The organism is Mesorhizobium sp. M0800 (assembly GCF_040320095.1).
Taxonomy (GTDB): Bacteria; Pseudomonadota; Alphaproteobacteria; order Rhizobiales; family Rhizobiaceae; genus Mesorhizobium.
Window position 1 is genome coordinate 34606 of the sequence record NZ_JAMYOZ010000013.1, and the last position, 25865, is coordinate 60470.

Below are 25865 nucleotides of genomic sequence, written 5' to 3' on the forward strand. Positions count from 1 at the left end.
CTCCAACGCGGGCCGTGGAAACGCCCCGCCTAAACCTGCAGCCTCCTCTCGGTGAACGGCGGATCAGGGAGATCTTATGATCATCGCCAGCGCCACCATGACGGACTGGTTGACGCCGAGCATGATCTCGGGACCGGCCAGCGGCAGTTGAACGCGAAAGAAGACAGGGTCTGTATATGGCCAGTCGCCAACTATCCGTCGGAGCAGCTGACCCTTTAGCTAACCTCCCGCGCCGGATCGGCTGCCAGCGCCAGGGAATTTGCGGCGTGCTCGAGGTACTCCTCGCTCAGGATGCTGGTCGCGACGCGCACGGCGCTGGTCTTTCCGGTCGAAAACTTCGCCCCGGCATGGACCGCGATACCATGTGCAGCCAGCGTGACCATCGCATAAGGTTCCGAGGCAACGGGAATGAGGACGCTGAGCCCATGTCCGGCGTCGATCGCGACGTTGCGTTTGGCCAGTTCGCCGGCGAGCCGTTCGCGACGGCCGCGGTATACCTCCTTCGCCTGCTCCACCAGGGCGGCCGTGGCCGGGTCTTGCAGCAGCCAGGCGGTGGCTGCCTGCAGGATGCGGCTGGTCCATCCCGAGCTGAAGCTGCGGTAGGACTGGATCTGCTCGACGATCGTCGCCGATCCGGATAGCACGGCGAGCCGCAGATCCGGGCCATGGGTCTTGGAATAGGACAGGATATGGATGACGCGATCGGGAAAACGCCGGCCAAGCGAAATGCGCGGCGCCGAGGCTATATCGCCGACGCCGTCATCTTCGACAATCAGCACGTCGGTGCCGGCGAGCAGGTCGCCGATGACTTCCAGCCGCGCCGACGACATGCAGGCGCCGGTAACCGAATGGACGCGCGGCTGGAACAGGAACGCGACGGGCCGCTGCCGCAGAGCGTTGGCAAGTGCATCCGGCAAGGGACCGTCGTTGTCGCAGTCTACCGGGATGATCGGCACGTCGAGATCCTCGAGGATGTCGAGCAGGCGAAGCGCCGTCGGGTTCTCGATGGCCACCGGCGCCCCCGGCGGGACCAGCGCATGCAGCAAGGTGTAGATGGCGTTGTAACCGCCATTGGTGGCCAGGAACGCGCCGGGATCGTACGGCCATGACGGGCGCACTGCGGCCTCCAGCTCGGGCAGGATGCGCACCCGCTCGTAGCTGTTGAGCTTTTCGGCGCGCGCACCATGCGCCAGCGCGATGTCGAGCGGCGGCAAGAGCCTCACATCGGGCTCCGCGATCGCCAGGTTCAGAACATCCTGTCCGTAATTGCCGCCGCTCATGTGGCGCTCGGGCCGGGCGGCAAAGCGGTTGCCCATGATCCAGGTGCCGTTGCGTCCGCGGCCGCCGATGATCTTGTAGCGCCGCAACTCGCTCCACGCCTGCGAGACCGTCGCCGGGCTGACGCCAAGCACATAGGCCAGATCGCGCACCGGCGGAAGCTTTGCGCCGACAGGCAGCGCGCCGCTTCTGATCAGCGCACTGGTCTCGCGCGCGATGCCGCGCATCGTGCGGTCGCCAAGGCGATCAGCGAACCATCCTGCATCGAAATCCATCGGCACCCGCGACCATTAAAGCTAATGTTCAATAACATAATAACATTGGTCGGCCAAAAATAAACATTTACCAATCGCCGGTCAAACATAGCGTTGAAGTTCATGCCGATGCCCGTTTCCATCACTGTAGCCACCCGCGATTGGGACTATCTCACCCCTTTGGTGCTGGGTGACGTTACTTCGAGCCGCTTGTCGGTGAAGGTTGATCGTGTCGCCACGCTGATCGCGGATATCGGTACCGATCCGCACTACGATGCGGCGGAGGTCTCATTCAGCCGTTATGTGTCGGCCATGGCTTCGGGCGTCGATACGGTGGTTGGACTACCGTGCTTCATCATGCGCGGCTTTCGCCATCGCTGCATCATAACGGTCGAGACCAGCCCGCTGGAACGGCTTTCCGACCTTGCCGGCAAACGCATCGGCGTGACCGGCTGGCGCGATTCCGGTAACACATGGACGCGCGCGGCGCTTCGCCGGGAAGGCGTCGGCGTCGAGGATGCCTATTGGTTTGCCGGCAGGCTGACATCGGGGCACCCGATCGCCGACCGCCTCGACGGATTCGGCAGGCCGGGGCGCATCGAAGCAGCACCAGGCGAGCGCCCGATGATGGAGCTGCTGTCGCAAGGCGAGCTCGACGCCGTTTTCACGCCCTTCATGCCGGACGGCTTTTTCGGCCCGGCTTCCGGCTTCCGGCAAGTGCTGCGCGATTTTCGCGCGGCCGAACGCGCCTATTTCGCCGACGTCGGTTATGTCCCGGGCATGCATCTGGTCGCCGTCAAGGCCGCCCTGGTCAGGGAGCACCCCTGGCTGCCGCAGGAACTCGCCAGGCTGATCGACGAAAGCCAGCGCGTCTGGACGGGCAAGCGCCGAAAATATGCCGACACCTCGCCCTGGATCCTCGAGGAGCTGCTCCACACGGGACGCGACCTGCCTGCCTCCTGGAACGCCAGCGGCCTGCCGGCCAACCGGCGCATGATCGAGGATTTCGTCACCGAGCTCCATGCCCAGGGCATTCTGGCGGAACCGATTTCCGCCGAAGCCTTGTTTCCTTTCGAGGCCAGATCGCGGGCCACCGCAGCCTGACAACGCACAACGAAGAACACGAAGGAGAATGCCATGAGGACAATCAGCTTCATATTCGCCTCGCTCGTCACCATGCTGGCGCAGGCCAGCTTTGCCCAGGATATCCAGAAGCAATCGGTGAACGAGGATTTGCGGGCCCGGCTGCCGGAAGAGATCCGCACGGCGGGAAAGATCACAGCCGTCAACAACGGCTCGTTCCCGCCCTATGAGATCGTCACCGGGACCGAACTGTCGGGGGCGACCAAGGACATTTCCGACGCCATCGGCCAGCTGCTCGGTGTCGAGATCGATCATGCCTCGGTCGCCGGCCTGCCGGCTTTGCTGAGCGGCATCAATGCCGGCCGTTATCAGTTCGCGATGGGGCCTGTCGGCGACTATCCCGACCGGCAGAAATCCAACGACTTCATCGATTGGGTGCGCGAATACGTCGTCTTCGCCGTCGAGAAGGGCAACCCGCAAGGCATCACCTCGCTCGACACCGCGTGCGGCAAGCGCATCGCCGTCATGTCGGGTGGCTCGGCCGAAAAGGTCATCAAGCAGCAGGCGCAGAAATGCACCGAGGGGGGCAAGCCGGCCGTCGAGGTGCAATCCTTCACCGACCAGCCGAGCTCGATACTGGCCGTCCGGTCGAAACGCTCCGACGCATTCTTCTCCTCGCAGGCGCCGCTGACCTATTTCGTCGAGCAGGCGAAGGGCCAGCTGGAACTCGCCGGGGTCGGCCAGGCCAACGGCTTCAAGGACATCTATCAAGGCGCCGTCGTCAAGAAGGGCTCGCCGCTGGGCGGCGTGCTGCTCGACGCCTTCAATATCCTGATGAAGAACGGCACCTACGCCGCGGTCATGAAGAAGTGGGGCCTCGAGAAGAACATGATCGATGCGCCAGGCATCAACCAGGGCCAGTAGAGGCTGCCATGACCGACGCCACCGCTGCCTACGCGGCCGGGCTGCCGCGACATCCCGAGGACGCGCTGCGCGACGTCAAACGAGCCCACCGGCCGTTTCCGCTCGTCCGGCTGGCGCTCTGGGCGTTCATCGTCGCCGTGGCGGCCGGCTTCGCCTATATCGTTGCAGTCAACCCGAATTTCGGCTGGCCGGTCGTCGCCCAGTATTTCTTCGATCCGACGGTCATGCAGGGGCTTTCCGTAACGCTCGGCCTGACGGTCGTGGCGATGATCCTGGGTATCGTGCTCGGCCTGCTGCTCGCCATCGCGCGCATGTCGAACGACAGGCTGGCATCCCTTCTCTCCGGCCTGTTCATCTGGTTCTTCCGGGGAACGCCGCTGCTGGTGCAATTGATCCTGTGGTACAACCTTTCGACGCTGTTTCCGCGCATTTCCATTGGCTTCGCCAGTTGGAACACCAACGACCTGATCACGCCTTTGACGGCCGCCGTTCTTGGTCTGGCGCTGAACGAGGCCGCCTACATGGCCGAGATCATCCGTGGCGGGCTGCTGTCGGTGGACAAGGGACAGGCCGAAACGGCTGAAGCCTTCGGCATGACCCGCGCGCGGGCCTTGCGGCGCATCATCATCCCGCAGGCGATGCGGTCGATCGTGCCGCCGACCGGCAATCAGCTGATCAGCATGATCAAGGCAACGTCGCTTGTCAGCGTCATCGCCATGGCCGACCTGCTCTACTCGGTGCAGTCGATCTACAACCGCACCTTCGAAATCATTCCGCTGCTGATGGTTGCAGTGCTGTGGTACCTGCTGATCACCTCGGTCCTCAATGTCGCGCAAGGCGCGATCGAACGCCACTACAGCCGCGGCGACCGCGGCGCGCGCGAGAAGACGGCGACCGCCACCCTGGAGGCCGCCAATGAGCGCGTATGACACGCCCCTGGTCCGGGCGCGCAACGTTCACAAGGCCTTCGGCCCGCTCGAGGTGCTGAAGGGCATCGATCTGGACGTCGCGCCTGGCGAGGTGGTGGTCATTCTCGGACCGTCCGGCTCCGGAAAGTCGACCTTCCTGCGATGCATCAATCATCTCGAGGCGATCGACCAGGGGTCGATCGAGGTGGACGGCGAGCAGATCGGTTACCGGTTGCACGACGGCCGCCTCGACAAGCTTTCCGACCGCGCGATCGCCGCGCAGCGGCGCAAGATCGGCATGGTGTTCCAGCAGTTCAATCTCTATCCGCACATGACGACCCTGCAGAATGTCATCGAGGCTCCGGTCGGCGTTCACCGGGAGAACCGCAAGGAGGCCATCGGCTACGCCCGCGAACTGCTGACCCGTGTCGGTCTTGCCGACAAGATCGACGCCTATCCGCGCCAGCTTTCAGGCGGCCAGCAGCAGCGCGTCGCCATCGCCCGTGCGCTCGCCATCCGCCCGAAATTGATGCTCTTCGACGAGCCGACGTCGGCGCTCGATCCGGAGCTGGTCGGCGAGGTGCTCGCCACCATGCGCGATCTCGCCAGGCAGGGCTTGACCATGATCGTGGTCACGCATGAGATCGGGTTCGCCCGCGAAGCGGCGGATCGGGTGGTGTTCATGGACGACGGCAATGTGATCGAGGCCGGGCCTCCTGATGAGGTTCTCGCCAAACCCAGGCACCCGCGCACGCGGGCTTTCTTAAGCCGTTTCATCTAAAAGCAAAGCCGGCGCGGCACCTGCTCGGCCGGCAAAGGACCTCCCATGCCAAAGACCTCCAACCAGTTCGCCGACATTTCCGACTTCGCCGACAAGGCCGCCGAGCTTGCAGCGGCCCGCCAGCACCTGCACGCGCATCCCGAGCTTTCATTCCAGGAGCACGAAACGGCTGCATACGTTGCCGAACGGCTCGAAAGCTGGGGCTATGAGGTGACGCGCAATGTCGGCGGGCTCGGGGTCGTCGGCCGCCTGCGCCAGGGCAGCGGCCGCAGCATCGCCATCCGTGCCGACATGGACGCCCTGCCGATCACCGAAGCTACCAATCTCCCTTATGCCAGCCAGGCCAGCGGCAAGATGCACGCCTGCGGTCATGACGGCCACACCACGATGCTGCTCGGCGCCGCCGAATACCTGGCGCGCACACGGCATTTCAACGGCACGGTGAACCTTATCTTCCAGCCGGCCGAGGAAGCCGGCAAGGGGAGCGGGGCGCAGGCGATGATCGCCGACGGCCTGTTCGAGCGCTTTCCCTGCGATGCGATATTCGGGCTGCACAACCACCCGGGCGCGCCGACGGGTTCGTTCCTGATGCGCGCCGGGCCGCTGATGGCGGCGAGCGATACTGTCACCATCAGGATCGCCGGGCGTGGCGGCCACGCCTCGCGTCCGCACCTGACGGTCGACCCGATCGTCGCTGCCGCCAACATCGTCATGACCCTGCAGACGGTTGTGTCGCGCAACGTCAACCCGATCGAGACGGCTGTCGTCACCGTCGGCACCATTCACGGAGGCACGGCCTCCAACGTCATCCCGGAACACGCCGAAATCACGCTGAGCGTCCGCTCCTTCTCGGCCGAGATCCGAGACACGCTCGAACAGCGTATTCGCAATATCGCAGCACTTGTGGCGCAGGCGCATGGCGCAACGGTCGAGATCGATTACGAGCGCGGCTACCCGGTGGTGGTCAATTCCGAGCGCGAGACGTCCTTTGCGACAGACATCGCTGTCGAACTCGTCGGTCAGGACAAGGTGTCCGTCTGCCCGTTGATCCCCGGCAGCGAAGATTTTTCTTATTTCCTCGAACACAAACCCGGTTGCTTCCTGCGCCTCGGAAACGGCGAGGATTCAGCCATCCTGCACAGCTCGAAATATGATTTCAACGACGGCAATCTGACCGTCGGCGCAGCGCTCTGGGCTCGTTTGACCGAGAGATTCCTGGCCGCTTGATCCATACTTGCGGCTGGGATTGTCGATCGGCCGGTCGAGCATTATTGGGGCGACCGGCCGCGCGACGATGCTCAACGAATTCTCACGCATTCCCCTCTTCGAATGCGATAAGAGCTTCGCTTTCAGACAAACAAAAAGTCACTCGTCGTCAGCGGGCTTGTAAAGTTCGCGAGAGTAACTTGATCGACTCCTGCGGTAATGATGGTGTCGGTTCCACTTTGCGCAATTGTGAGATCATCGAACGATTGCACGTCCTCCACGCCACTAAATACAATGGTGTCGCCTTGGGTCTGGCTGAAGTCGTAGATGGTGTTTTGGGTACCGACCGTCATTGAACCATCGTCCTTGAAAATGAATTGATCTCTGCCGCCCTGAGCCAGTTCGCTCAGTTGCCCGTCACCCCACATGTCGTTGATGACGGTGCAGCCGGGTGCCGCGCTCCCGGCGTACAGGGTATCGTTTCCGCCCAGAGCCGAACCGGACATTTGTAGAGCGTCGCCGCACAGGAAGTTGCGGACCTGGCCGCTTTCGCTGTTGTGGCCCCCGGTAAGAATGTCGTTGCCGCCTCTGGCGGAACCGGACATAGCGAGGGCGTCGCCGTACAACTCGCTTAGAACATCCGGACCGGAGTTCCTGTCGCCACCAGTCAGGGAATCATTGCCGCCCACAGCGCTGCCGAGCATCGTGACCGCATCGCCATACCCCAAATTATGAGTGCCTTGCAGCACGGCCACGTCGTCGCCACCGCGAGCGTGGTCGGACATGTTGGCGCCCGCGTCACCGTAGAAACTTATCTGGGACCCACCAGCGCTCGTGAAGTTGTCGTTGCCGCCTTTGGCAAAACCGGAAAGATCACCGCCCGCATCGCCAAAGAGGGTTTTGTTCGGGATCGCCCCACCCAGATCCGTGTAATGGTCGTCGCCGCCCTGAGCATGGTCCGACATGTCACCGCCGGCATCGCCGAAGAAAGTGCTGGTGGAAAAGAAGGCGCCCGTGAACGTGTCGTTGCCGCCCTTGCTGTAGTCCGACATATTGCCGCCGGCATCACCGTAGAAAGTGTTGTTGGAGTCGGTCCTGCTCGTGAAACTGTCGTCGCCGCCCTGCGCATTGCCGGACATGTTGCTGCCGGCGTCACCGAAGAAAGTGTTGGTGGCCTGCCTGGAGCCCTGGAAGGTGTCGTTGCCGCCCCTGCTGTGATCCGACATTTCGCCGCCCGCATCACCGTAGAAGGTGTGGTCAGCTCCTTGTTTAGTTTGGGTCAGGAAAGTGTCGTCACCGCCTTGAGCAAAGCCGAACATGTTGCCGCCGGCGTCACCGTAGAACGTGTTGTCTACCCGTCGACCCACTTCACTGCTGAAGGTATCGTTGCCGCCCTTGCTGTGGTCAGACATGTCGCCGCCGGCGTCGCCGTAAAAAGTGTTGAAGGAGTCGCCCTCGGCCCTAAAACTGTCGTCGCCGCCCTGGGCGTGACCGAACATGTTGCCGCCGGCATCACCGTAGAAAGTGTAGGTGCCTAGCGAGGCGCCCGTGAAAATGTCGTTGCCGCCCTTGCTGTGGTCCGACATATCGTCGCCAGCATCACCGTAGGCAGTAGTGGTTGTGGAGATTGGCAGCGCCGTGAAGGTGTCGTTGCCGCCCTTAGAGAAATCGAACATGCTGCCGCCAGCATCGCCGATTAAGATAGCTGTAGCCAGGTCGCTAGTGAGGATGTCATCGGTACCCCATTGATGATCCACCAGATCGCCGGGAGTAAAAGGAACGCGTTTAGACATTGTACCCTCCTGCTGAGCCTACCCGACCCATCACAGCGCTATGCTGTTAGGCAAGAGAGAGCAATAATCACAAAGGGCTATGTCTCTAGGCATAAGGGGGTCGGTAGCTCATCACCGCCGCGCCATTTGCGACAGCCAGCTGATTGAGTTTTGATTTTGGCTATCCCAGCCTCGCTCTCGCCTTCGCCGTCCAGGCGTTGAACAGCCGGTCTGCGACGATGCCGATGAAGGCGATGGCCAGGCCGGCGACGATGCCGCGACCGGAATCGGCCTTGGACAGGGCGATGAACACCTCCTGGCCGAGATCGCGCGTGCCGACCATGGCGCAGATGATAATCATCGCCAGCGCCATCAGGATGGTCTGGTTGACGCCGAGCATAATCTCGGGCAACGCCAGCGGCAGCTGCACGCGAAAGAAGGTCTGGCGCCTGGTGCAGCCCGAAACCTTCGCCGCCTCGATCAGCGCCGGCGGCACCTGCCGGATGCCGTGATTGGTATAGCGGATGGCCGGCACCACGGCGAACGCGACGGTGGCGATCATCGCGGTGACGTCGCCGACCCTGAACAGCATGACCACCGGAATGATGAAGCAGAACGACGGCAGCACCTGCAGCGTGTCGATGACCGGCGTGACGATCTTTTCGAAGCGGTCGCTGCGCGATGCCATCAGCCCGATCGGGATGCCGATCAGGCAGGCAATAAAGGCCGAGATGCCGCACAAATAGACCGTCGCCATGGTCTTTTCCCAAAGTCCGGTGGCGGCGCAGAACGCTGTCAATGCCGCGACCAGGGCGGCGAGGCGCAAGCCGCCGAGCTGGTAGCCGGCAAGGCCGAGGAGACACACCGCGCCCAGCCACGGAAAGCCCTCGCAGAAGGCGCGCACCGGGTTCAGCATATTGAGGATCAGCGCCACGCGGAACGCTTCGATCGTGTCGAAGAAGTTGATGGTGATCCAGTTCACCGCCGCCTTCCACAAAGGCGCGGTGGTCAAGGTGATCGCTTTCGGCACCGCGGCAAAGGCCGGCACGAACAGGCCGAGCAGCGTGGTGACGGCGAGAATGGCGACGGCCAGCGTCAGATTGGGATAGCGTCGCCAGAAATTGGTGCTGGCCTGATGGCGGACATTGCCCTTGGCGTGATTGTGCGCGATCGCCTGGCTCAGCCGGTCGAGTGCAATTGCCAGCGCGACAATGGCGAGGCCAGCTTCCATGGCCTCGCCGACCTTGAGTGCGCGCAACGCCAAAAGCACGTCATAGCCGAGCCCACCGGCACCGATCATCGAGGCGATGATCACCATATTGAGCGCCAGCATGATGACCTGGTTGACGCCGACCATCAATGTCGGCCGCGCCGACGGCAACAGCACCCGCCACAGCTTCTGCCGTGCCGTGCAGCCGGCCATCTCGCTGAAATCGTCGATCTCCGACGGCACCCGCGACAGGCCGAGCATCGTCGCCCGCACCATTGGCGGCGTCGCGAAAATTGCCGTCGCGATCATTGCCGAGACCGGGCTGTTGCCGAACAGAAGCAGCATCGGGATCAGATAGGCGAAGGTCGGGATCGTCTGCATCAGATCGAGGGCAGGGGAGATCAACAACCTCTCCGCCCAAGGCTTGCGCCATGCCCAGATGCCGGCGAACAGCCCGGTGACAATGCAAAACGGCACGGCGATCGAGATCAAGCCCAGCGTCAGCATGGCGCTGGTCCACTGCCCGAACAGCGCGATGTAGAGAAAACAGCCGCCGGCCAGCGCACCCAGCTTCCAGCCGCCGGCGGCGCGTCCGGCAAGGTAGGCGGCAGCGCAGACGCCGACCCAGGACAGGCGCGGCAAGACGATCATATCCGCGCCATGGCCGATCTTGAAATTCTTGGCCAGAAGACCGAGCGCGAAATCGAGCGGCACGCCGAGCACCGCGGTGATCGAGCGGGTCAGCCAGGAGAAGTTCGACTTCACCCAGCTCATCAGCGCACCGACCCAGTCTGCGACAGGAACGATCGCGCCGGCCGGGTAATTGACCGCCCAGGGCAGGCTTTCCTGCAGCAGGAAGACAATAAGCACGGCGGCGAGCGCGCAGGCCCAGATCGCCAGCCAGGTCTGAACCGGCCGGGGCCTCGCTGCGCTGGCGCTTGCCGTGACCGTCATGCGCCGGCCCCACGACGTTCTATGCCGGCGAGAAGATCGATCACCGCCTGCGGCGTGACTAAGCCGATCGGCTTGCCGGTGCCGTTGACCACCGCGAAGGGCTTGCCGGCAGAGACGATATCAGCCGAAAAACTTGATATCTTGGCATCCGGCGCGACCGTGCCGCCGTACTCGGCGCCGTCGCAGGCGCGCATCAGGCTGCGCGCCGATATCACCTTGGCGCGATCGACATCGCGGGTGAATTCGGCGACATAGTCGGTCGCCGGATTGACCACCAGTTCTTCCGGCGTGCCGATCTGGATGACCTCGCCGTCCTTCATGATGGCGATCCGGTCGGCCAGCCGGATGGCCTCGTCGAAATCATGGGTGATGAAGACGATGGTCTTGTGCAGCATGGTCTGCAGCCGCATCAGCTCGTCCTGCATCTCACGGCGGATCAGCGGATCGAGGGCCGAGAACGGCTCGTCGAGGAACCAGATTTCCGGCTTCGTGGCGAGGCTGCGGGCGATGCCGACACGCTGCTGCTGGCCGCCGGAAAGCTCGCGCGGATAGAAATGCTCGCGACCGCGCAAGCCGACCAGCTCGATGACTTCCCGGGCCCGCTTCTCGCGCGTCGGCCGGTCCTGCCCCTGGATGCCGAGGGGGAAGGCAATGTTCTCCAGTACGTTGAGATGCGGCAGCAAGGCAAAATTCTGGAACACCATGCCCATGCGGTGGCGTCGCAGCTCGATCAGCGCGGCATCGGAAATCTTGAGCAGGTCCTTGCCTTCAAACTCGACCTTGCCGTGGGTCGGCTCGATCAGCCGCGACATGCAGCGCACCAGCGTCGATTTGCCGGACCCCGAAAGTCCCATGATGATGAAGATCTCGCCTTGGCGGATTTCGAGATCGACGGCGCGCACCGCGCCAACCAGTCCGGCAGCGGCGATGTCCGCCAGGCTGGCCTTGCCGTCGCGCCGGCGGATGAAATCGGCCGCGTCCGCCCCGAACAGCTTCCAGACATTGCGACAGGCAAGCTTTATCGGGCGGGCATCGTTGCCCGCTTTCGCCGCCTGTTCAATCGTATCGGTCATGCGATCGTCCTTCTGGAACACGGGATCGAGACCCGGCCACGGATGGCCGGGTCGTCGGATTTCCAGTCAGACGGTCACTCGGCCCAGGCTTTCCAGTCGGCTTCGTGGGCGGCGATCCAGGCGGCGGCGACGTCTTCCGGCGTCTTGCCTTCGAGATCGATCTCGCCGCTCATCTTGTTGAGCTCGTCGGTGTCGACCGTGTAGTTTTTCGCGACCTTGTAGGCGACAGGCCATTTGTCCTTCATGCCGGCCCAGGAATATTTCCAGATCTCGCCATGCGGCTTGCCGCAGTCATATTTCGCGTCGGGGTTCACACCCCATTTCGGGTCGGTGTAGCACTCTGTCGTATAGTCGGGGAATTCGACCCATTCGCCCTTGTATTTGGCCGGCGCCCAATGCGGCGAATAGATCCACAGCATGATCGGCGCCTTGCGCTGATAGGCCGAGTCCAGTTCGGCGAACATCGCCGCATCGGTGCCGGCATGGATGACGGTGAAGGGCAGTTTCAGCGCCTCGACGCGTTCGTCGTCAAAACCTTCCCATGTCACCGGGCCGCCGAGATAGCGCCCCTTCGGTGTGGTTTCGGCCGTCGAAAAGGCCTCGGCGCATTTCGGATCTTTCAGCGCTTCCCAGTTCGGCAGGCCGGGGCATTTCTCTTTCATATATTCGGGAAACCACCATTCTTCCTTGGCCTTGGGTCCGAGCTTGCCGAGGCGTTCGGTCTGCCCCGTCGCGTCCGAGGCCTTCATCGCTTCGCCGGCAGTCGTGTCCCAGAACTCCATGCCGACATCGATGTCGCCATTGGTCAGGCCGGTGGTCAGGCTGGAGAGATAGTCGGCGGTCGGATATTCGACGGTGTAGCCGAGCTTTTCGAGGATGCCGCCGAGTATCTTGGCGTTCAGATTGACGCTGGTCCAATCGAACAATGCGATCTTGATCGGGTCGTTGGATTCCGGCGCTGCCGCATAGGCCGAAGATGTCAGTGCGGCTGCGGCAAGTGTTAAGGCTCCCATTGAGAAATTCGAAATCATGCTCCGAAGTGACATGCTTGTTCTCCTGTCAAGCTCTGGTGGACGTTATCGTTAGTTCCCTTCTTGCGTCTTTTTTGATTGTGTTGGAAAAGCTGGTCGTTGCGCAAGGCCGCAGGCGCCACAATGCTGCCGAAGCGGATGCCGGCGCAAAACGGGGGTGGTGCCAAAATTGGTGAAGATGTGGCGGGACCGGCCGCGTCATGACTGCCGAAGGATTGCTGCCGAAGCAGTCATCCACGGATCGATCGCCGGTCTTGAGGGGCAAACCATCAAAGTCCCATGATCTCGGCTGTTGGCTCGGCAACTCGCCCAGAGCCACTTTCATGGGATGAAATTATATATACCAACGTTCACGTCGCGCAACGAATAACGCCGGCGCCAATTTCACGGCCCGTCTTTTTACATGGACCCGCAGATCGGTTCGAAAAAAGCCAAGGTTGCCGGTCATCCCGTATGCGAGCCGCGAGGACAGGGTACCGATACAATGCCGCAGACCAAAATGCCTTACTTCTTCGCCAACCGCGGGATCGCCGCCGGCTTGTGACCTTTCAACACCAGATCATATCCGAGGCTTTCATGACCTCTTCCTTGAACAGACTGCGCATTGCCGTGCTCTTTGGCGGACGTTCCGCCGAGCATGACGTTTCGGTGCTTTCAGCAACCAATGTCATGCGTGCGCTGCTGCCCGCCAAATACGATGCCGTCCCAATCTTCGTCACGCGCGAAGGACAGTGGCTGCTGAGCAGCTTCCAGGATGGTACGCTCGCAAAGCCTGCGGGCGGTTTGGAAGTTTGCCTGGTTCCGGGCGGGCACGGACGGATGATGGCGATCCCGGCCGACGGCACGCCCTATGACCTGCCGAAGATCGACATCCTGTTTCCCGTACTGCACGGCCCTCATGGCGAAGACGGCTCGGTGCAGGGGATGGCGGAGGTGGCTCGGGTGCCGCTCGCCGGCTGCAGCATCCTGGGTTCGGCAACCGCGCTGGACAAGGACATCGCCAAACGGCTCCTGGAAGCGGCGGGGCTGCCAATCGCGCGCTCAGTGACGATCCATGAAGGAGCGGCGCCTGTCCTCGCCATACTGGAAAGCGAACTCGGCCTGCCGTTCTTCATCAAACCGGCGCGTCAGGGATCGTCTGTCGGCGTCAGAAAAGTCCATGCCAGCCAGGAATTCGATGGAGCGCTTGCTGAAGCCTTCCGGCACGATTGCAAGCTGTTGGCCGAGGAATTCGTTCGTGGGCGCGAGATCGAATATAGCGTGTTGGAGGACCCGGCAGGCGACCTGTTCGTCTCGCGGCCAGGCGAGATCGTGCCGGCCGAAAGCCACGATTTCTACAGCTACGATGCCAAATACATCGACGAGAACGGCGCGGCACTTAAAGTGCCGGCCGATCTGCCGCCAGAGGTCGAGGCAGCCATGCGGGCCGTGGCCGCAAGGGCTTTCAGAGCCGTCGGCTGTGACGGGATGGCGCGCGTCGACTTTTTCCTGACACCGGACATGCAATTCCTGGTCAATGAAATCAACACCATCCCCGGCTTCACCGATATCAGCATGTATTCCAAGGCAATGGCGGCGAGCGGCGTCAGCTATTCCGAAATCATCGACCGGCTCGTGGAGCATGGATTGGCACGGGCCGCCCGAGCAGCCTGAACGCAGCGACGGGGCTTTCATATCCCAGCGGATAGTGCGTTGGCGTGCGTCGTTTCTCACGACATGATCAGGCCGCCATCGACATTGATGGTCTGGCCGGTGATGTAGGCCGCATCGTCGCTGGCGAGAAAGCTGACCAGGCCGGAGACGTCCTCGCCGCTGCCGGCGCGGCCCATCGGGATGTTCTTCACCCATTCGGCCATCAGCTCGCCGGGCTTGTAGTCGCCCATCAACTTGCCCCATGCGGCATCGTTATAGGCCCACATGTCGGTGTCGATGATGCCGGGGCAGATCGCGTTGACGGTGATCTTCTCCTTCGCCACTTCCTTGGCCAGGCTCTGGGTGACGCCGACGACGCCGAATTTCGACGCCGCATAATGCGGCGTGTAGATAAAGCCCTGCCGCGCCTGGCCGGATGCGGTGTTGATCAGCCGGCCGCCATCGCCATGCTTGCGGATGCGCGTGATCGCCTCCTGGCAGCACAGGAACACGCCCTTGGTGTTGACCGCCATCACCTTGTCCCATTCGGCCTCGGTCATCGCCTCTATCCTGGCGATTGTGATGACACCGGCATTCTGTACGGAGATGTCGACACGGCCGAACTGTTGCTCGGCCAGGTCATAGAGGGCGACGACCTCGTCCTTTTTGGTCACGTCCATGCGCAGCGACGCGACCCTGGCGCCCGTAGCCTTGAGATCGGCGGCGACCTCTTCGACGCGCGGGTCGATGGCGCTGACGACGACCGCGGCACCTTCCGCCGCGAAGCGCCTGGCCATTGCCGCGCCAATGCCGCCGCTGGCGCCGGTGATGACCGCCGTTTTTCCCAGGAATCGCTTCTGCATCTTTTCTCCTACCAGCAGACGAAGCCGCCATCGACGATCAGGTCGATGCCGGTGACGAAACTCGAGGCGCGGCTGGCCAGGAACACGGTCGGGCCGACCATCTCTTCCGGCGCCGCCATGCGGCCCATCGGCGTGTCGCGCTCAAAGATCCTGACCTGGTCGGCGACCTCCGGCCGCTTGTTCATCGGCGTCAGCGTGTAGCCGGGGCTGACGACATTGACGCGCAGGCCGCGATCAGCCCATTCCATGGCGAGGCTCTTCGACATGTGGATCACCGCGGCCTTCGACGAATTGTAATGCGCCTGGGTCAGGCCGCGATTGACGATCGAGCCCGACATCGACGCGATGTTGATGATCGAGCCCTTGCGCCGCGTCAGCATGGCGTGGGCCTCGGCTTGGCAGGACAGGAATACGCCGCTGACATTGACGTCATAGAGCTTCTGCCATGTCTCCAGCGACAGCGTCTCTGCCGGCTCAGCTCCGGCGACGCCGGCATTGTTGACGGCGATGGTCAACGCGCCGAGTTCCATCTCCGTACGCTCGATCGCGGCCGCGAGATCGGCCTCTGAAGTCACTGTGCCGTTCAGCACCAGCGCCTTGCGGCCGAGTGCCGTGATCCGGTGCGCGGTCTCCTCCAGCCCGCCTTTCGAGGCGTGGCCGAAGCAGGCTATGTCGGCGCCGGCCTCGGCCAGCCCAATGGCGATTGCCTGCCCGATGCCGCTGCCGGCGCCTGTCACAAGTGCCACGTCACCATGAAGGTCGAATAATTTCATCGTCGGTCCCTCTGCTCCAACCGCCGTCCTCCGGAAATAAAGGGGCGCCAACTCTGTTGCTGGCGCCCCGCGCGGTCTGGTGCCCGGGAGGATACCACCTGCTGCGCTTTGTTTCGATGGGCTGTTCCTAGCTCGTGGCGAGTTCCATCACGGCGATATTGCTTGCTTCGCTGCGGTCGAGAATGCCGCGTTGCCGGCCGCGGCTCAGCACCAGCACGCGATGCGACAGGCCGAGAACTTCCTCGAGGTCGGAGCTCACCACCACCACCGCCATGCCGGAGCGGGCAAGGTCGGCGATGACATCATAGATCGCGGCGCGTGCACCGACGTCGATGCCGCGCGTCGGCTCGTCCAGGATGAATACCTTGGGCGGGCGCGACACCCATTTGGCGATGATCACTTTCTGCTGGTTGCCGCCGGAGAGCTTGCTGACCGCCTGGTTCGGCCGGCCCTTGACGCCGAGCCGGCGAATGCCGGCCTCGGCGAATTTCTGCACCGCCTTCGGGAACACCCAGCCATTCGGCGCGACATGGTCGAAATTGCCGATCGCCAGGTTCTCGCCGATCGTCTGGTCGAGCACCACGCCCTGCGCCTTGCGGTCTTCCGGTACCAGGACGACGCCGGCCTTGATCGCCGCCGCCGGGCCATTGAGATGCACCGGCTTGCCGGCGACGCGCACCGATCCCGATGAGATCGGATCGGCACCGGCGATCGCCCGCACCAGCTCCGTGCGTCCGGCGCCGATCAGCCCGGCAATGCCGAGGATTTCGCCGGCCCGCACTGAAAAGCTGACATTTTGAAAGCTGCGTTCCGGCGAGGACAGGTTCTCGACCTCGAGCAGCGTGTCGTTGCCCGGCGCCGATACCGTAGGGAACATCCGCTCGACACTGCGGCCGACCATTTGCTCGACGACAGTGCGCACCGGAATGTCGGCGCGCTCGTGCCGGGCGACGATGCGCCCGTCGCGCATCACCACCACGCGATCGGCGATCTGGGCGATCTCGTCCAGCCGGTGGCTGATATAGATGAAGGACATGCCTTCCGCCTTGAGCTTGCGGATCTGCTGGAACAGGAGCTCCGTTTCCTCGCCGCCAAGGGCTGCCGTTGGTTCGTCGAAGATCAGCAGCTCGGCATTGAGCGTCAGCGCCTTGGCGATCTCGACCTGCTGCTGGGCGGCGATACGCAGCGTGCGCACCTTGCGCTCGGGCGAGACATCGAGGCCGAGGCGCTTCAACTGGGCCGATGCCCGTGCATTCATTGCCGCGCGGTCGATGCGGCCGCCACGCATCGGCAGGCGCCCGACATAGACGTTTTCGGCGACCGACAGATCGGGCAAGAGCTTCAGCTCCTGGTGGATCATGCCGATGCCGGCGTCGATCGCCGCGGCAGGATTGGCGGGGGAATAAGCGTTCCCCCGCCAGGTGATGGTGCCGGCATCGGGTTTCGTCGACCCGGCGATGATGTTCGAGACAGTCGACTTGCCGGCGCCGTTTTCGCCAAGCAGCGCCACGACCTCGCCCGGCCGCACCTCGAAGCTCGCATCGGCCAGGACCTGCACCGGCCCGTAGCTTTTGCAGAGGCCGCTGACGACGAGCCCGTTATGGGGGCTGTGCGTGTGGCGAGGATCGGTGGACATCGTTGCGCTCGTCGATTGCCGGACTGGTCTCAATCAGGGATGCTTGGCGATGAACTGCTCGACATTGTCCTTGGTGGTCAGCGTCGCATCCTGCAGCTGTTCGGCGGGAATGGTCTCGCCGGCCACCAGCTTGATTGCTGCATCGACGGCGAGCCGGCCCATGCCCTGGGTCTGCTGCGTCGCGGTCACGTCGAAGACGCCGTCCTTCAGTGCCTTGAGCGCCGCCACGTCGCCGTCGAAGCCGGCAACCCAGACCTTGTGGCCGGGATTGGCGACCTTGACGGCCTGCGCCGCACCGAGCGCCAGCGCGTCGGCCTGGCCGATGACGATCGACACGTCGGGGTGCGACTGCAACAGATCCTGCGTCAGCTTGAAGCCTTCGTCCTGATGCCAGCCTTCGCTCCACAATTCTCCGACAACCTTGATGTCGGGATAGCCTTTCAGCGCTTCGCCGCAGCCCTTCGAGCGGTCGACTTCGGGCGTCGTGCCCTTCTGGCCGTGGATGATGATCAGCTCGCCCTTGCCGCCGGCCTGCTTGGCGATGTAGTCGCAAACCGCCTTGGCCGATGCCACGCTGTTGGTTGCGATGAAGGTATCGCCGGGCGCGCCATCGGCGTTGCGGTCGACATTGACGACTGGGATGCCGGCAGCCTTGGCGGTCTTGGTCGGCACGGTGGCGGCGGTGGCGCCGGCTGGAATATAGATCAGCGCATCGATGTTCTGCGTGATCAGGTCCTGCACCTGGCTGACCTGGGTCGCCGAATCGCCCTTGGCGTCGACGGTGACGACCTCGATCCCCTTTTCCTTGCCGTAGGCTTCGACGGACTGCTTGATCTGGTTGAAGAAGTCGGCCTGCAGATTGGCGACGGCGAGGCCGAGCTTCTTGGCCTCCTTGGCCGAGGCCATGTCGGAAAGGCCAAGCAGCGGGATGACGGCCGCGGCGGCAAGCAGCAATGAACGTTTGGTCAGCATGTTTATTCCTCCGTTGATGTTCAATCTGTCCTGCCCGCGCATCGCGGCGCCCCTTGGCCGAACAACTCCCAGTTTCGGATCACCGATCCGTTTTCGCCCGAATATCCGGGTGAATCTCATTGAGCCCAATTCTTGATTGTGCCCCATTCTTCATTGTGCTCGGCGCCGCCAGGTGTCGGTGGCCACCGCCAGCGCGATCACCACGCCGATAACCACTTGCTGGATGAAGGGCGAGACACCGAGCAGGTTCAGCCCGTTGCGCAGCACGCCGATGATGAGGACGCCGATGGCTGTGCCGCCGATCGAACCGACGCCGCCCGACAGGCTGGCGCCGCCGATCACCACCGCCGCGATCGTGTCGAGTTCGTAGCCAAGGCCGGAGCTCGGCTGGACGGAATCGAGCCGGGCGGCAAGCACGATGCCGGCGAGACCGGCCAGCACGGCGCAGATCGCATAGACCCAGTTTGTCAGCGACTTGACTGGTATGCCGGACAGCCGGGCGACTTCGGCGCTGCCGCCGATTGCGTACAGACTACGGCCGGTAGCGCGATAATTCAGGAAGATCGCGAAAATGACGGCAAGCACGATCATCAGCCCGACGGTGACCGAGAGGAAGCCGAAATGGCGGATTATCGACAGGCTGGTGAACCAGTCGGAAAAGCCGACGATCTGCGAGCCGTCGGTGATCATGTTGGCGAGGCCGCGCGCCACCGACATCATCGCCAACGTGGCGATGAAGGGCGGCAGCTTGGTGACCGTGACCAGCAGGCCCGAAACCAGGCCGCAAAGACCGGCGACGACGAGGGCCGCGGCGATGCCGGCGGGCAGGCCGAGATTGAGATAGTCCGGATGGGCGACGAAGCCCATCACCATGGAAGCCAGCGCCAGCACCGAGCCGACGGACAGGTCGATGCCGCCGATCAGGATGACCAGCGTCATGCCGATCGCCATGATGCCGAGCACAGTGACCTGGTCGAGCACGTTGAGGATGTTGCGGATGGTCAGGAAGGTGTCGGTGGTCAGCGAGAGCGCCAGGCACAGCAGAACCAGCCCGATCAGCGGACCCATGGTTCCGGCAAAGACAGCTGAAAACCTTGCGCCCGCCGTAGCCTGCGCGCCAGAGCCTGCCTTCAACTCGCCTGCCTTCAAATTGCTTGCGTCGTTGCTCACAGCCACTTTGTCTCCTCCACAGCAATCCGGCGCTGCATCACCGGGCCACTTTGTTCACCAGGCCCCTCCCTGTGAACAATTTATCTTTAACATGCAATTTTGTTCAGCTAAACTGTTCGTCGGAAAATTGTCAAGGCCTGCCGCTTCATTCGACGACGGGTTTGCGCTGTCCGCCGGTTTGCCTTACGCAAGGTCTCCGAAATCTTGGGCATTTCGAAGTCGCCGGATTGGAATATCATGAGCAGAGCCGGCGGCTGCGGCAAGGCAATCAGATGACGATCGTAGAGAACGAAAGAGCCTCGCGCTTCCCCGACGCCGAACTCAAGGCCCGCGCCGCCTGGCACTATTATGTCGAGGGTCTTACACAGGAGCGGATTTCCGAAATTCTCGGCGTCGGCCGCATCAAGGTGCATCGCATTCTCTCCGCCGCCCGCGAAGAGGGTGTCGTCCAGTTTCGCATCCGCGACAGCGTCGTCGAATGCGTGATTTTGGAGGAAAGCCTCAAGCAGCGGTTCGGGCTCAGCCAGGCAGTTGTGGTGCCGTCGGCGGCCGACCGAAGCAACGCGCCGCTGATGATCGGCCACGCCGCCGCCGCCTACCTGGCCGACCATGTGAATGCCGGCGATGTCATCGCACTGGGCTGGGGGCGGACACTGAAATTCGCCATCAATGAATTGCCGCGGCGGCCCATCGCCAGGACGACGGTGGTTTCGATGCTTGGCGGCCTCACCCATGCCCAGCCGCTCAACCCGACAGAAAGCGCCTGGGATTTCGCCGAAAAGATCGGTGCGGAGTGCTTCCTGCTGCCGGTGCCGGTCTATGCCGACAGGCCGGAGCAGCGCGACGCATTCATGAGCCAGCGCAGCGTTCAGGACGTCGTCTTCCGTGCACGCCGGGCAAACATCGCCGTGCTCAGCGTCGGCTCGTTTTCCAACGACAGCCCGATCGCCAATTACGGCTTCATCAAGCCAAGCGAACTCGAGGAATTGCAGGCGGCCGGTGCCGTCGGCGATATTCTGTGTCATTTCATCGACGCCGAGGGCCGCCCGGTCGACCACGAGGTCAACCGCCGCGTCTGCGCCTATCCGCTGCAGGATCTGTCGGATATCCCGAGCATCATCCTGGTGTCGGGAGGCAGCGAGAAGGTAGCGGTAATGCGGGCTGCGCTCGCCAACACCAAGGTATCGGTTCTGATCACCGACGAAGACGCGGCCAAGGGCCTGCTCAACCGCTAGATTTCGCCGAGAGCGCTGAGGCGGGTGTGGATGTCGCGCGTCGCCTGATAAAGGTCGCGGTAGATTTCCTTGCGGCTGCGATAGGCGGCGACAAGCCCGTCGACCGGATCGACATGCCTGGTGGGAGCGGCAGCCATTACCTCTGCTGCGGCTTCCGGCGAGGCAAACCAGCCGACAGCCGCTGCCGCCAGCATGGCAGCGCCGAGTGCGGCGGCTTCGTTGACCGGCGAAACCGAGAGCGGCCGCTCGAGCACGCTTGCCATGATCTGCATTAGCAGCGCGCAATTGGTGCCGCCGCCGGCGGCAATCATCGCCGCCGGTCCGCCGGCCTGGGCTTCCATGGCCTCGGTGGCGACGGCCTGCTCGAAGGCGATGCCTTCCAGGACAGCGCGGAAGAGATGCTCCGGCCGGTGATCGAGCGATAGGCCGACAATGGCGCCGCGCGCCGCACCGTCCCAATACGGGCTCATGACGCCGGCCCAATAGGGCATGATGAGCAGGCCCTCGCTGCCCGCGGCAACATCCAGCGCCACTTTCTCCAGCGCTGCCGCCGAGGGCGAACCGGTGGTTCGCACGATCCAGTCGACCAGCTGCATGCCCGAGCGCAGCACGGTCTCCAGCATGAAACCGGAGCCGGTCGGCGAGACCAGCGTACGAAAGGCGTCCGAGGTTTTCACCTTGCCGGAATAGCAGCCGCTGACCACGCCGGAGCCGAGCGAGAGATAGCTCTTGCCCTCGCCGTAGACGCCCATGCCGAGGCCCATCGCCTGGCCGTCCCCAGCGCCGGCAACGACCGGCGTGCCGGCCCTCAGGCCGGTCAGCTGCGCTATGCTTGCGGAAAGACTGCCGCAGACCACGCCTGGCGCGACCAGCTCGGGCAATTGCTCCATCTGCAGTCCGGCGGCCGCAACGAGGCGGGGATGCCAGGTACCTTTCTCGACGTCGAGCAGCCCGAGCGGATCCGCACTTGCGGTGCTGGTGACCAATCGCCCGGTCAGCCGCTGGACGAAGAAACCGTGCACGTCGACCAGTGCCGCTGCCTGGCGAAGCACTTGCGGCTGGTGCTCGGCAAGCCAGGCAATGGCGTAGAGCGCCGGCGTCGGGTCCGGCGGCTTGCCGCTCCAGTCGCGGATCGCCTCGCGGCCGAGTTCGGCCGAAAGCCTGATAACCTGCGGCCGGGCGCGTTCGTCGAGCCACAGGATCGCCGGCATGAGTGCTTTGCCGGCGCTGTCCACCAGCGTGAAGGTCTCTCGCTGGTGAGCGATGCAGATCGCCGCCACCCGCGTAGCGCCGACCGCCTCGGTGACCTGCTTCAATGCGCCAAGCAGCGCCGTCCACCACTGTTCGGCGTCCTGCTCGAAATGGCCGGGCTTCGGATTTGAAAGCGGGTACGGCTCGCGCGCCTGGAACAGCTCCTCGCCGTCGCGCGCGAAGGCAATCGCCTTCACGGCCGTGGTCGAGGCGTCGATCCCGATTACGACATCGTCCATCAGGCGGAGATCCGGCGGGGTCAGGCTGCGTTTGTAACGAACCGTCCGTCCGACTGGTCGAGACGGCGGCGGATCTGGGTTATCACCATCGAATCGTCGGGTACACAATTTTCATAGGTCAGGAAGTCGCCGGTCTTGAGCGGTTTGACCACCTTGGCGCGTTCGGCAAGGCCGAGCGGCAGGGCGCCGCGGGCGCGCGCATCCCCCCAGGTCATGGCGAAGCCGCGGTAGTCATTCTCGCCGATCATGCCGAGCGACTGGCCAACGCCAAGATCGCTCTTGGCGACCGCCACCGCCTCGGCCACAGGATGGTCGAGCGGCTCCATGTCGGCCCGCTTGTAGACCACCGCGCGCGCCGCCGACAGCGGCACTTCCAGGCTGGTCAGATGATAGGGCCGGAAGATCGTGAAATAGGGGCCTTTGCCGACCTTGAGGTCGATCATGCGCTCCAGCACACGCGGATGCCGGGTCTCGATGATGCAGAACACGCCGGGCGCCACACCCTTGCCGATCGAGTAATCGACCACGCCCTTGCGATGCAGCACGCCGCCATCCTCGCGCGGGCAAAGCACGCTGGCCAGTTCCTCCAGCGTCGCGGTCGGGCCGTGCATGCCCGGCACATCGGGCACCAGGCCGGTCGCATTGGCGATCGCCACCATCTCGATCGCCGTCTTCGAGCCGTCGACGAATTCGACCAGCATGCGCGCATTCATGTTGCGCTCGGCCGCCTCCTTCTCGTAGTCGGCCGGCATGGCGTCGATCTTCAGCGGATTGTTCTTGCCCTTGCCGGCGGCGATGATGTTGAAGCCGAGGCTCTTGGCAAAGCCGATGATCTCCAGCGTGCAGGCCGGCTCGTCGCCGGCCGCACCGGTATAGACGACGCCAGCCTTACGCGCTTCGTCCTTGAGGAAACGGCCGATGGTGATGTCGGCCTCGACATTGAGCATGACGATGTGCTTGCCGTTCTTCATCACTTCCAGCGCGAACAGCGTGCCGATATTGGGATTGCCCGTCGCGTCGATGATGACGTCGATCCGGCCGGCCGCCGCCAGCGCATGCAAGTCTTCGGTCACTGCGATCTTGCCGGCCTCGATGGCGCGGTCGATCGCGGCCGCATTGCCGGCCTGCACGATGTCGGAACGGTCATGGCCAGCGAGCAGCGCCGCGTCGATCGCTGCCTGCGGCCTGACTTCGGAAATGGCGCCGATCCGCATGCCCGGCATCAGCGCGACCTGGACGACGATGTCGGTGCCCATCTGTCCGGCGCCGGCAAGCCCGATGGTGATCGGCCCCTGCTGTTCAGCGCGCTGCAGAAGTTCCGCTGCAAATTGCGGATGGGACATGTCGCTTCCTCCAGTTCCTGACGCGCCGCAGCGTCCAAATCAACGTTTTGAACATTTCTATTTGCAAACGAAAAATATTTCAACCGGCAATTGGGCATTGTCGCTCTGCAATCGGCCGAAGACGATTGGATGAGCGGTCATCCACACGGCCGTGCCTCCGCAGTCAGAAGGACGCGGCATATTCAGGTTGATTGGGTGCAGCCTTATTGCAGCTCAGCTGCCGATTTCGAAGAAGGGCGCACCAAGCAGGCCGGGAACGACATCGATGCCGAGGCCCGGCCCATCCGGAATGCCCATACGGCTTCCCGAAACCGGCGGCATGTTGGATGCGGTGCGCACTGTCACCCATTCGTGAAAGGCGATGGCATGCAGCCGGCGCTCCTCCGGCGTCGACAGCGACAGATGCGCCATGGCTGATGTGTCGATCTCGGCGCCGCCGGTGTCCTCGACCGTGATCATGAAGCCGAGGTCGACGGCAAGGTCGCGGATCTGGCGCGTCTTGGTAATGCCGCCGAGGCGCGAGATCTTCAGCGTCAGCCCGTCGGCCGCGCCCTTGCGGTGGATGTCGAGCATATCGTCCAACGAGGCGACGGATTCGTCGAGCACCATCGGCTTGTCGAGCGAGCGGCGCACCGACAGGCATTCGTCGACCGTCGTGCAGGGCTGCTCGAACGTGTAGTCGATGGTGCGCGTCGCATCCACGAACTGGCGCGCCTGGTAAGGCGTCCAGCCGGCATTGGCGTCGCAGAAGATGACGGTGCCCTTCGGCACCGCGGCGGCAACGGCTGTGACGCGTTCGATGTCGTCATGGACGTTGCCGCCGACCTTGACTTGCAGCCGATGAAAGCCGTCCTTGACGATGCGCTTGGCGAGTGCGGCCATCGCGTCGACCGTGCCGTGGGTGACGACCTTGTAGAGTTCCGCCGTCTCGCTCTCGCGGCCGCCAAGCAACGTGACCAGCGGCACGTCGGCGGCGCGCGCCGCGAGATCCGAGCATGCCATATCGAGCGCCGACTTGATGTAGGGATGGCCCTTGAACACCGTGTCCATCAGCCTGTTGATACTGGCAAGCCCGCGTGGATCATGGCCGATGAGATGCGGCGCGATTTCGATGACGCCGGCGCGAGTACCTGCAGCGAAGGCGGGGGAGTAAAAATTACCGAGCGGCGCCATCTCGCCCCAGCCGGTGAGGCCGCTGTCGGCGGTGATGGCGACGATCACCGCGTCGAACGCATCGGCGACACGCCCCTTGGACATGCGGTAGGGCCCGTCCACGAAGGGCTGCACGACATGGTAGGCCTTGATGGTTTTGATCTGCACGTTTTCTGTCCGTTGTGTGTGTTCCGGGATATCCGTCAAATTTGTCGGGCTCAGCCGCCTCTAGGTCGGCCGGCACGATCGGCGCCGGCGCCCTTTGAGCCGCGCTGTTCCAGCCCGCGCGCATAGGCGAGCAGTTCCTCGAAATCCAAATCGATATGCTCCTTGGCATGGCGCTGGGCGGCGGGCATGTCGGTGCCCTTGAGCAGCCGCACATAGGTCTCGTGAGCATCTTCGGCAGGCACCGGCTCGTTGCGCGCCCGCTGGTGCAGCGCGAAATACATCTGCAGCCGGCTGGTCAGCCGCTGCCAGGTTTCCAGGAGCACCGAATTATCGGCCCATTCATGGATCAGGCCATGCAGTTGCAGCGCCGTTTCGATCTGCCGCGTCGTGTCCAGTTCGCGCGTCGCCTGCTTCACCGCCGCATGGCGCCGGTCGAGCTCGTCGAAGAAGCGCTGGTCGCGAAGCGGCCAGGTCCGCTCGATGGCGAACTCGTCGAGCACCTTGTTGAGCGAATAGGCGTCGTCGATGTCCTTGGCGGTGACGTTGATGACGAAGGTTCCGGCGTAGGGGATGCTGGTCAGGATGCCTTCCTGCACCAGCTCGCGCATTGCCTCGCGCAGCGGCGCGCGGCTCACCCGCATCTGCTCGGAAATCCTGAGTTCGTTGAGCTTCTGCCCCGGTTCCAACCGGCCGGTCAGGATCGCCCGCCGGAGCAGCCCCACGATCTCGGCCCTGCGTGTCGTATCCGCGATCGGACTGAAATCCAGCTTTGCCATTCGGCTGCTCCAGGGAACCGAAAGCAAGACAAGCAGATTGTCGACAATCTAACAAGAGCTGGATTCTCGATCCTGGAGACATTGGCGCTCTTCCGGCCTCAGCCAGCCTGACCATGCAAGCCGACCAGGTCCCGGCCGCTGAGCGTCAGCTGGCTTCTCGCAGCGGGAAACGGCCTGGTGC

General features: G+C 63.4%; 21 protein-coding genes. 7 read left to right on the forward strand and 14 right to left on the reverse strand.

What is annotated here, in order from left to right; all coding sequences use genetic code 11:
- Nucleotides 1–215 precede the first annotated feature (215 nt).
- On the reverse strand, nucleotides 216–1553 hold the full coding sequence (locus tag NKI18_RS17210) for an aminotransferase-like domain-containing protein (RefSeq protein ID WP_352615157.1): 1338 nt from the start codon (nucleotides 1551–1553) through the stop codon (nucleotides 216–218).
- A gap of 108 nt (nucleotides 1554–1661) precedes the next feature.
- Here NKI18_RS17210 and NKI18_RS17215 point away from each other — a divergent pair, with 108 nt between their 5' ends.
- The 5 genes from NKI18_RS17215 to NKI18_RS17235 all read left to right on the forward strand — a co-directional run bounded on the left by NKI18_RS17215 (nucleotide 1662) and on the right by NKI18_RS17235 (nucleotide 6455).
- The gene (locus NKI18_RS17215) at nucleotides 1662–2636 is read left to right on the forward strand and encodes a substrate-binding domain-containing protein (protein ID WP_352615159.1); all 975 of its coding nucleotides are present in this window, start codon (nucleotides 1662–1664) and stop codon (nucleotides 2634–2636) included.
- Between the two features lie 72 nt (nucleotides 2637–2708).
- Nucleotides 2709–3539, forward strand: a complete 831-nt coding sequence (locus NKI18_RS17220; RefSeq protein WP_502900713.1) for an ABC transporter substrate-binding protein — start codon at nucleotides 2709–2711, stop codon at nucleotides 3537–3539.
- A gap of 8 nt (nucleotides 3540–3547) precedes the next feature.
- The gene (locus NKI18_RS17225; RefSeq protein WP_352615163.1) at nucleotides 3548–4468 is read left to right on the forward strand and encodes an amino acid ABC transporter permease; all 921 of its coding nucleotides are present in this window, start codon (nucleotides 3548–3550) and stop codon (nucleotides 4466–4468) included.
- On the forward strand, nucleotides 4455–5228 hold the full coding sequence (locus NKI18_RS17230; protein WP_352615165.1) for an amino acid ABC transporter ATP-binding protein: 774 nt from the start codon (nucleotides 4455–4457) through the stop codon (nucleotides 5226–5228). Before NKI18_RS17225 ends, NKI18_RS17230 begins: the two co-directional genes overlap by 14 nt.
- 45 nt (nucleotides 5229–5273) lie before the next feature.
- Nucleotides 5274–6455, forward strand: coding sequence for a M20 aminoacylase family protein (locus NKI18_RS17235; RefSeq protein ID WP_352455185.1), 1182 nt, complete (start codon nucleotides 5274–5276; stop codon nucleotides 6453–6455).
- Nucleotides 6456–6577: 122 nt separating this feature from the next.
- On the opposite strand, the gene NKI18_RS17240 is transcribed toward NKI18_RS17235, so the two are convergent.
- The 4 genes from NKI18_RS17240 to NKI18_RS17255 all read right to left on the reverse strand — a co-directional run bounded on the left by NKI18_RS17240 (nucleotide 6578) and on the right by NKI18_RS17255 (nucleotide 12489).
- Nucleotides 6578–8227 (reverse strand): hypothetical protein, encoded by a 1650-nt coding sequence (locus NKI18_RS17240; protein ID WP_352615167.1) that lies wholly within the window; start codon nucleotides 8225–8227, stop codon nucleotides 6578–6580.
- Nucleotides 8228–8387: 160 nt separating this feature from the next.
- Nucleotides 8388–10370, reverse strand: a complete 1983-nt coding sequence (locus NKI18_RS17245; RefSeq protein ID WP_352615169.1) for an ABC transporter permease — start codon at nucleotides 10368–10370, stop codon at nucleotides 8388–8390.
- On the reverse strand, nucleotides 10367–11443 hold the full coding sequence (locus NKI18_RS17250; RefSeq protein WP_352590147.1) for a quaternary amine ABC transporter ATP-binding protein: 1077 nt from the start codon (nucleotides 11441–11443) through the stop codon (nucleotides 10367–10369). The genes NKI18_RS17245 and NKI18_RS17250 overlap by 4 nt, the downstream gene beginning before the upstream one ends.
- A 74-nt stretch (nucleotides 11444–11517) precedes the next feature.
- Nucleotides 11518–12489, reverse strand: a complete 972-nt coding sequence (locus NKI18_RS17255; protein ID WP_352590144.1) for an ABC transporter substrate-binding protein — start codon at nucleotides 12487–12489, stop codon at nucleotides 11518–11520.
- Nucleotides 12490–13050: 561 nt separating this feature from the next.
- Between NKI18_RS17255 and NKI18_RS17260 the strand changes: the two genes are divergently transcribed.
- On the forward strand, nucleotides 13051–14127 hold the full coding sequence (locus tag NKI18_RS17260) for a D-alanine--D-alanine ligase family protein (protein WP_352615307.1): 1077 nt from the start codon (nucleotides 13051–13053) through the stop codon (nucleotides 14125–14127).
- 56 nt (nucleotides 14128–14183) lie between these two features.
- Here NKI18_RS17260 and NKI18_RS17265 read toward each other — a convergent pair whose 3' ends face one another.
- From NKI18_RS17265 to NKI18_RS17285, 5 genes are all read right to left on the reverse strand, one after another.
- Complete coding sequence (locus tag NKI18_RS17265; RefSeq protein ID WP_352615171.1) at nucleotides 14184–14969, reverse strand: SDR family oxidoreductase; 786 nt, start codon at nucleotides 14967–14969, stop codon at nucleotides 14184–14186.
- 8 nt (nucleotides 14970–14977) lie between these two features.
- Entirely contained in the window at nucleotides 14978–15742 is a 765-nt protein-coding gene (locus NKI18_RS17270) for an SDR family oxidoreductase (RefSeq protein WP_352615173.1), read from the reverse strand.
- A 127-nt stretch (nucleotides 15743–15869) separates the two neighbouring features.
- Nucleotides 15870–17378, reverse strand: coding sequence for a sugar ABC transporter ATP-binding protein (locus NKI18_RS17275; RefSeq protein WP_352455178.1), 1509 nt, complete (start codon nucleotides 17376–17378; stop codon nucleotides 15870–15872).
- Between the two features lie 33 nt (nucleotides 17379–17411).
- The gene (locus tag NKI18_RS17280) at nucleotides 17412–18350 is read right to left on the reverse strand and encodes a sugar ABC transporter substrate-binding protein (RefSeq protein ID WP_023674026.1); all 939 of its coding nucleotides are present in this window, start codon (nucleotides 18348–18350) and stop codon (nucleotides 17412–17414) included.
- 150 nt (nucleotides 18351–18500) lie between these two features.
- Nucleotides 18501–19484 (reverse strand): ABC transporter permease, encoded by a 984-nt coding sequence (locus NKI18_RS17285; protein ID WP_502900714.1) that lies wholly within the window; start codon nucleotides 19482–19484, stop codon nucleotides 18501–18503.
- 308 nt (nucleotides 19485–19792) lie between these two features.
- Here NKI18_RS17285 and NKI18_RS17290 point away from each other — a divergent pair, with 308 nt between their 5' ends.
- Nucleotides 19793–20755 (forward strand): sugar-binding transcriptional regulator, encoded by a 963-nt coding sequence (locus NKI18_RS17290; protein ID WP_031211026.1) that lies wholly within the window; start codon nucleotides 19793–19795, stop codon nucleotides 20753–20755.
- Here the strand turns inward: NKI18_RS17290 and NKI18_RS17295 are convergent.
- From NKI18_RS17295 to NKI18_RS17310, 4 genes are all read right to left on the reverse strand, one after another.
- Nucleotides 20752–22245 carry a xylulokinase gene (locus NKI18_RS17295; protein WP_352455176.1) on the reverse strand — a complete coding sequence of 498 codons (1494 nt, stop codon included), beginning with the start codon at nucleotides 22243–22245 and terminating at the stop codon, nucleotides 20752–20754. The genes NKI18_RS17290 and NKI18_RS17295 overlap by 4 nt on opposite strands.
- Nucleotides 22246–22265: 20 nt before the next feature.
- Nucleotides 22266–23588: an NAD(P)H-dependent oxidoreductase gene (locus NKI18_RS17300; protein WP_352569398.1), complete on the reverse strand. Its 1323-nt coding sequence runs from the start codon at nucleotides 23586–23588 to the stop codon at nucleotides 22266–22268.
- A gap of 213 nt (nucleotides 23589–23801) precedes the next feature.
- A complete protein-coding gene (locus NKI18_RS17305; protein WP_352615178.1) occupies nucleotides 23802–24908 on the reverse strand; it encodes a mandelate racemase/muconate lactonizing enzyme family protein in 1107 nt (368 codons plus the stop codon).
- A gap of 50 nt (nucleotides 24909–24958) precedes the next feature.
- Nucleotides 24959–25684, reverse strand: a complete 726-nt coding sequence (locus tag NKI18_RS17310) for a GntR family transcriptional regulator (protein ID WP_352615180.1) — start codon at nucleotides 25682–25684, stop codon at nucleotides 24959–24961.
- Between the last annotated feature and the right edge of the window lie 181 nt (nucleotides 25685–25865).

Bases quoted from the DNA above. Each gene is read 5' to 3' on its own strand.
- NKI18_RS17210 (WP_352615157.1), bottom strand. From the start codon at position 1,553: ATGGATTTCGATGCAGGATGGTTCGCTGATCGCCTTGGCGACCGCACG.
- NKI18_RS17215 (WP_352615159.1), top strand. From the start codon at position 1,662: ATGCCCGTTTCCATCACTGTAGCCACCCGCGATTGGGACTATCTCACC.
- NKI18_RS17220 (WP_502900713.1), top strand. From the start codon at position 2,709: ATGCTGGCGCAGGCCAGCTTTGCCCAGGATATCCAGAAGCAATCGGTG.
- NKI18_RS17225 (WP_352615163.1), top strand. From the start codon at position 3,548: ATGACCGACGCCACCGCTGCCTACGCGGCCGGGCTGCCGCGACATCCC.
- NKI18_RS17230 (WP_352615165.1), top strand. From the start codon at position 4,455: ATGAGCGCGTATGACACGCCCCTGGTCCGGGCGCGCAACGTTCACAAG.
- NKI18_RS17235 (WP_352455185.1), top strand. From the start codon at position 5,274: ATGCCAAAGACCTCCAACCAGTTCGCCGACATTTCCGACTTCGCCGAC.
- NKI18_RS17240 (WP_352615167.1), bottom strand. From the start codon at position 8,227: ATGTCTAAACGCGTTCCTTTTACTCCCGGCGATCTGGTGGATCATCAA.
- NKI18_RS17245 (WP_352615169.1), bottom strand. From the start codon at position 10,370: ATGACGGTCACGGCAAGCGCCAGCGCAGCGAGGCCCCGGCCGGTTCAG.
- NKI18_RS17250 (WP_352590147.1), bottom strand. From the start codon at position 11,443: ATGACCGATACGATTGAACAGGCGGCGAAAGCGGGCAACGATGCCCGC.
- NKI18_RS17255 (WP_352590144.1), bottom strand. From the start codon at position 12,489: ATGTCACTTCGGAGCATGATTTCGAATTTCTCAATGGGAGCCTTAACA.
- NKI18_RS17260 (WP_352615307.1), top strand. From the start codon at position 13,051: ATGACCTCTTCCTTGAACAGACTGCGCATTGCCGTGCTCTTTGGCGGA.
- NKI18_RS17265 (WP_352615171.1), bottom strand. From the start codon at position 14,969: ATGCAGAAGCGATTCCTGGGAAAAACGGCGGTCATCACCGGCGCCAGC.
- NKI18_RS17270 (WP_352615173.1), bottom strand. From the start codon at position 15,742: ATGAAATTATTCGACCTTCATGGTGACGTGGCACTTGTGACAGGCGCC.
- NKI18_RS17275 (WP_352455178.1), bottom strand. From the start codon at position 17,378: ATGTCCACCGATCCTCGCCACACGCACAGCCCCCATAACGGGCTCGTC.
- NKI18_RS17280 (WP_023674026.1), bottom strand. From the start codon at position 18,350: ATGCTGACCAAACGTTCATTGCTGCTTGCCGCCGCGGCCGTCATCCCG.
- NKI18_RS17290 (WP_031211026.1), top strand. From the start codon at position 19,793: ATGACGATCGTAGAGAACGAAAGAGCCTCGCGCTTCCCCGACGCCGAA.
- NKI18_RS17295 (WP_352455176.1), bottom strand. From the start codon at position 22,245: ATGGACGATGTCGTAATCGGGATCGACGCCTCGACCACGGCCGTGAAG.
- NKI18_RS17300 (WP_352569398.1), bottom strand. From the start codon at position 23,588: ATGTCCCATCCGCAATTTGCAGCGGAACTTCTGCAGCGCGCTGAACAG.
- NKI18_RS17310 (WP_352615180.1), bottom strand. From the start codon at position 25,684: ATGGCAAAGCTGGATTTCAGTCCGATCGCGGATACGACACGCAGGGCC.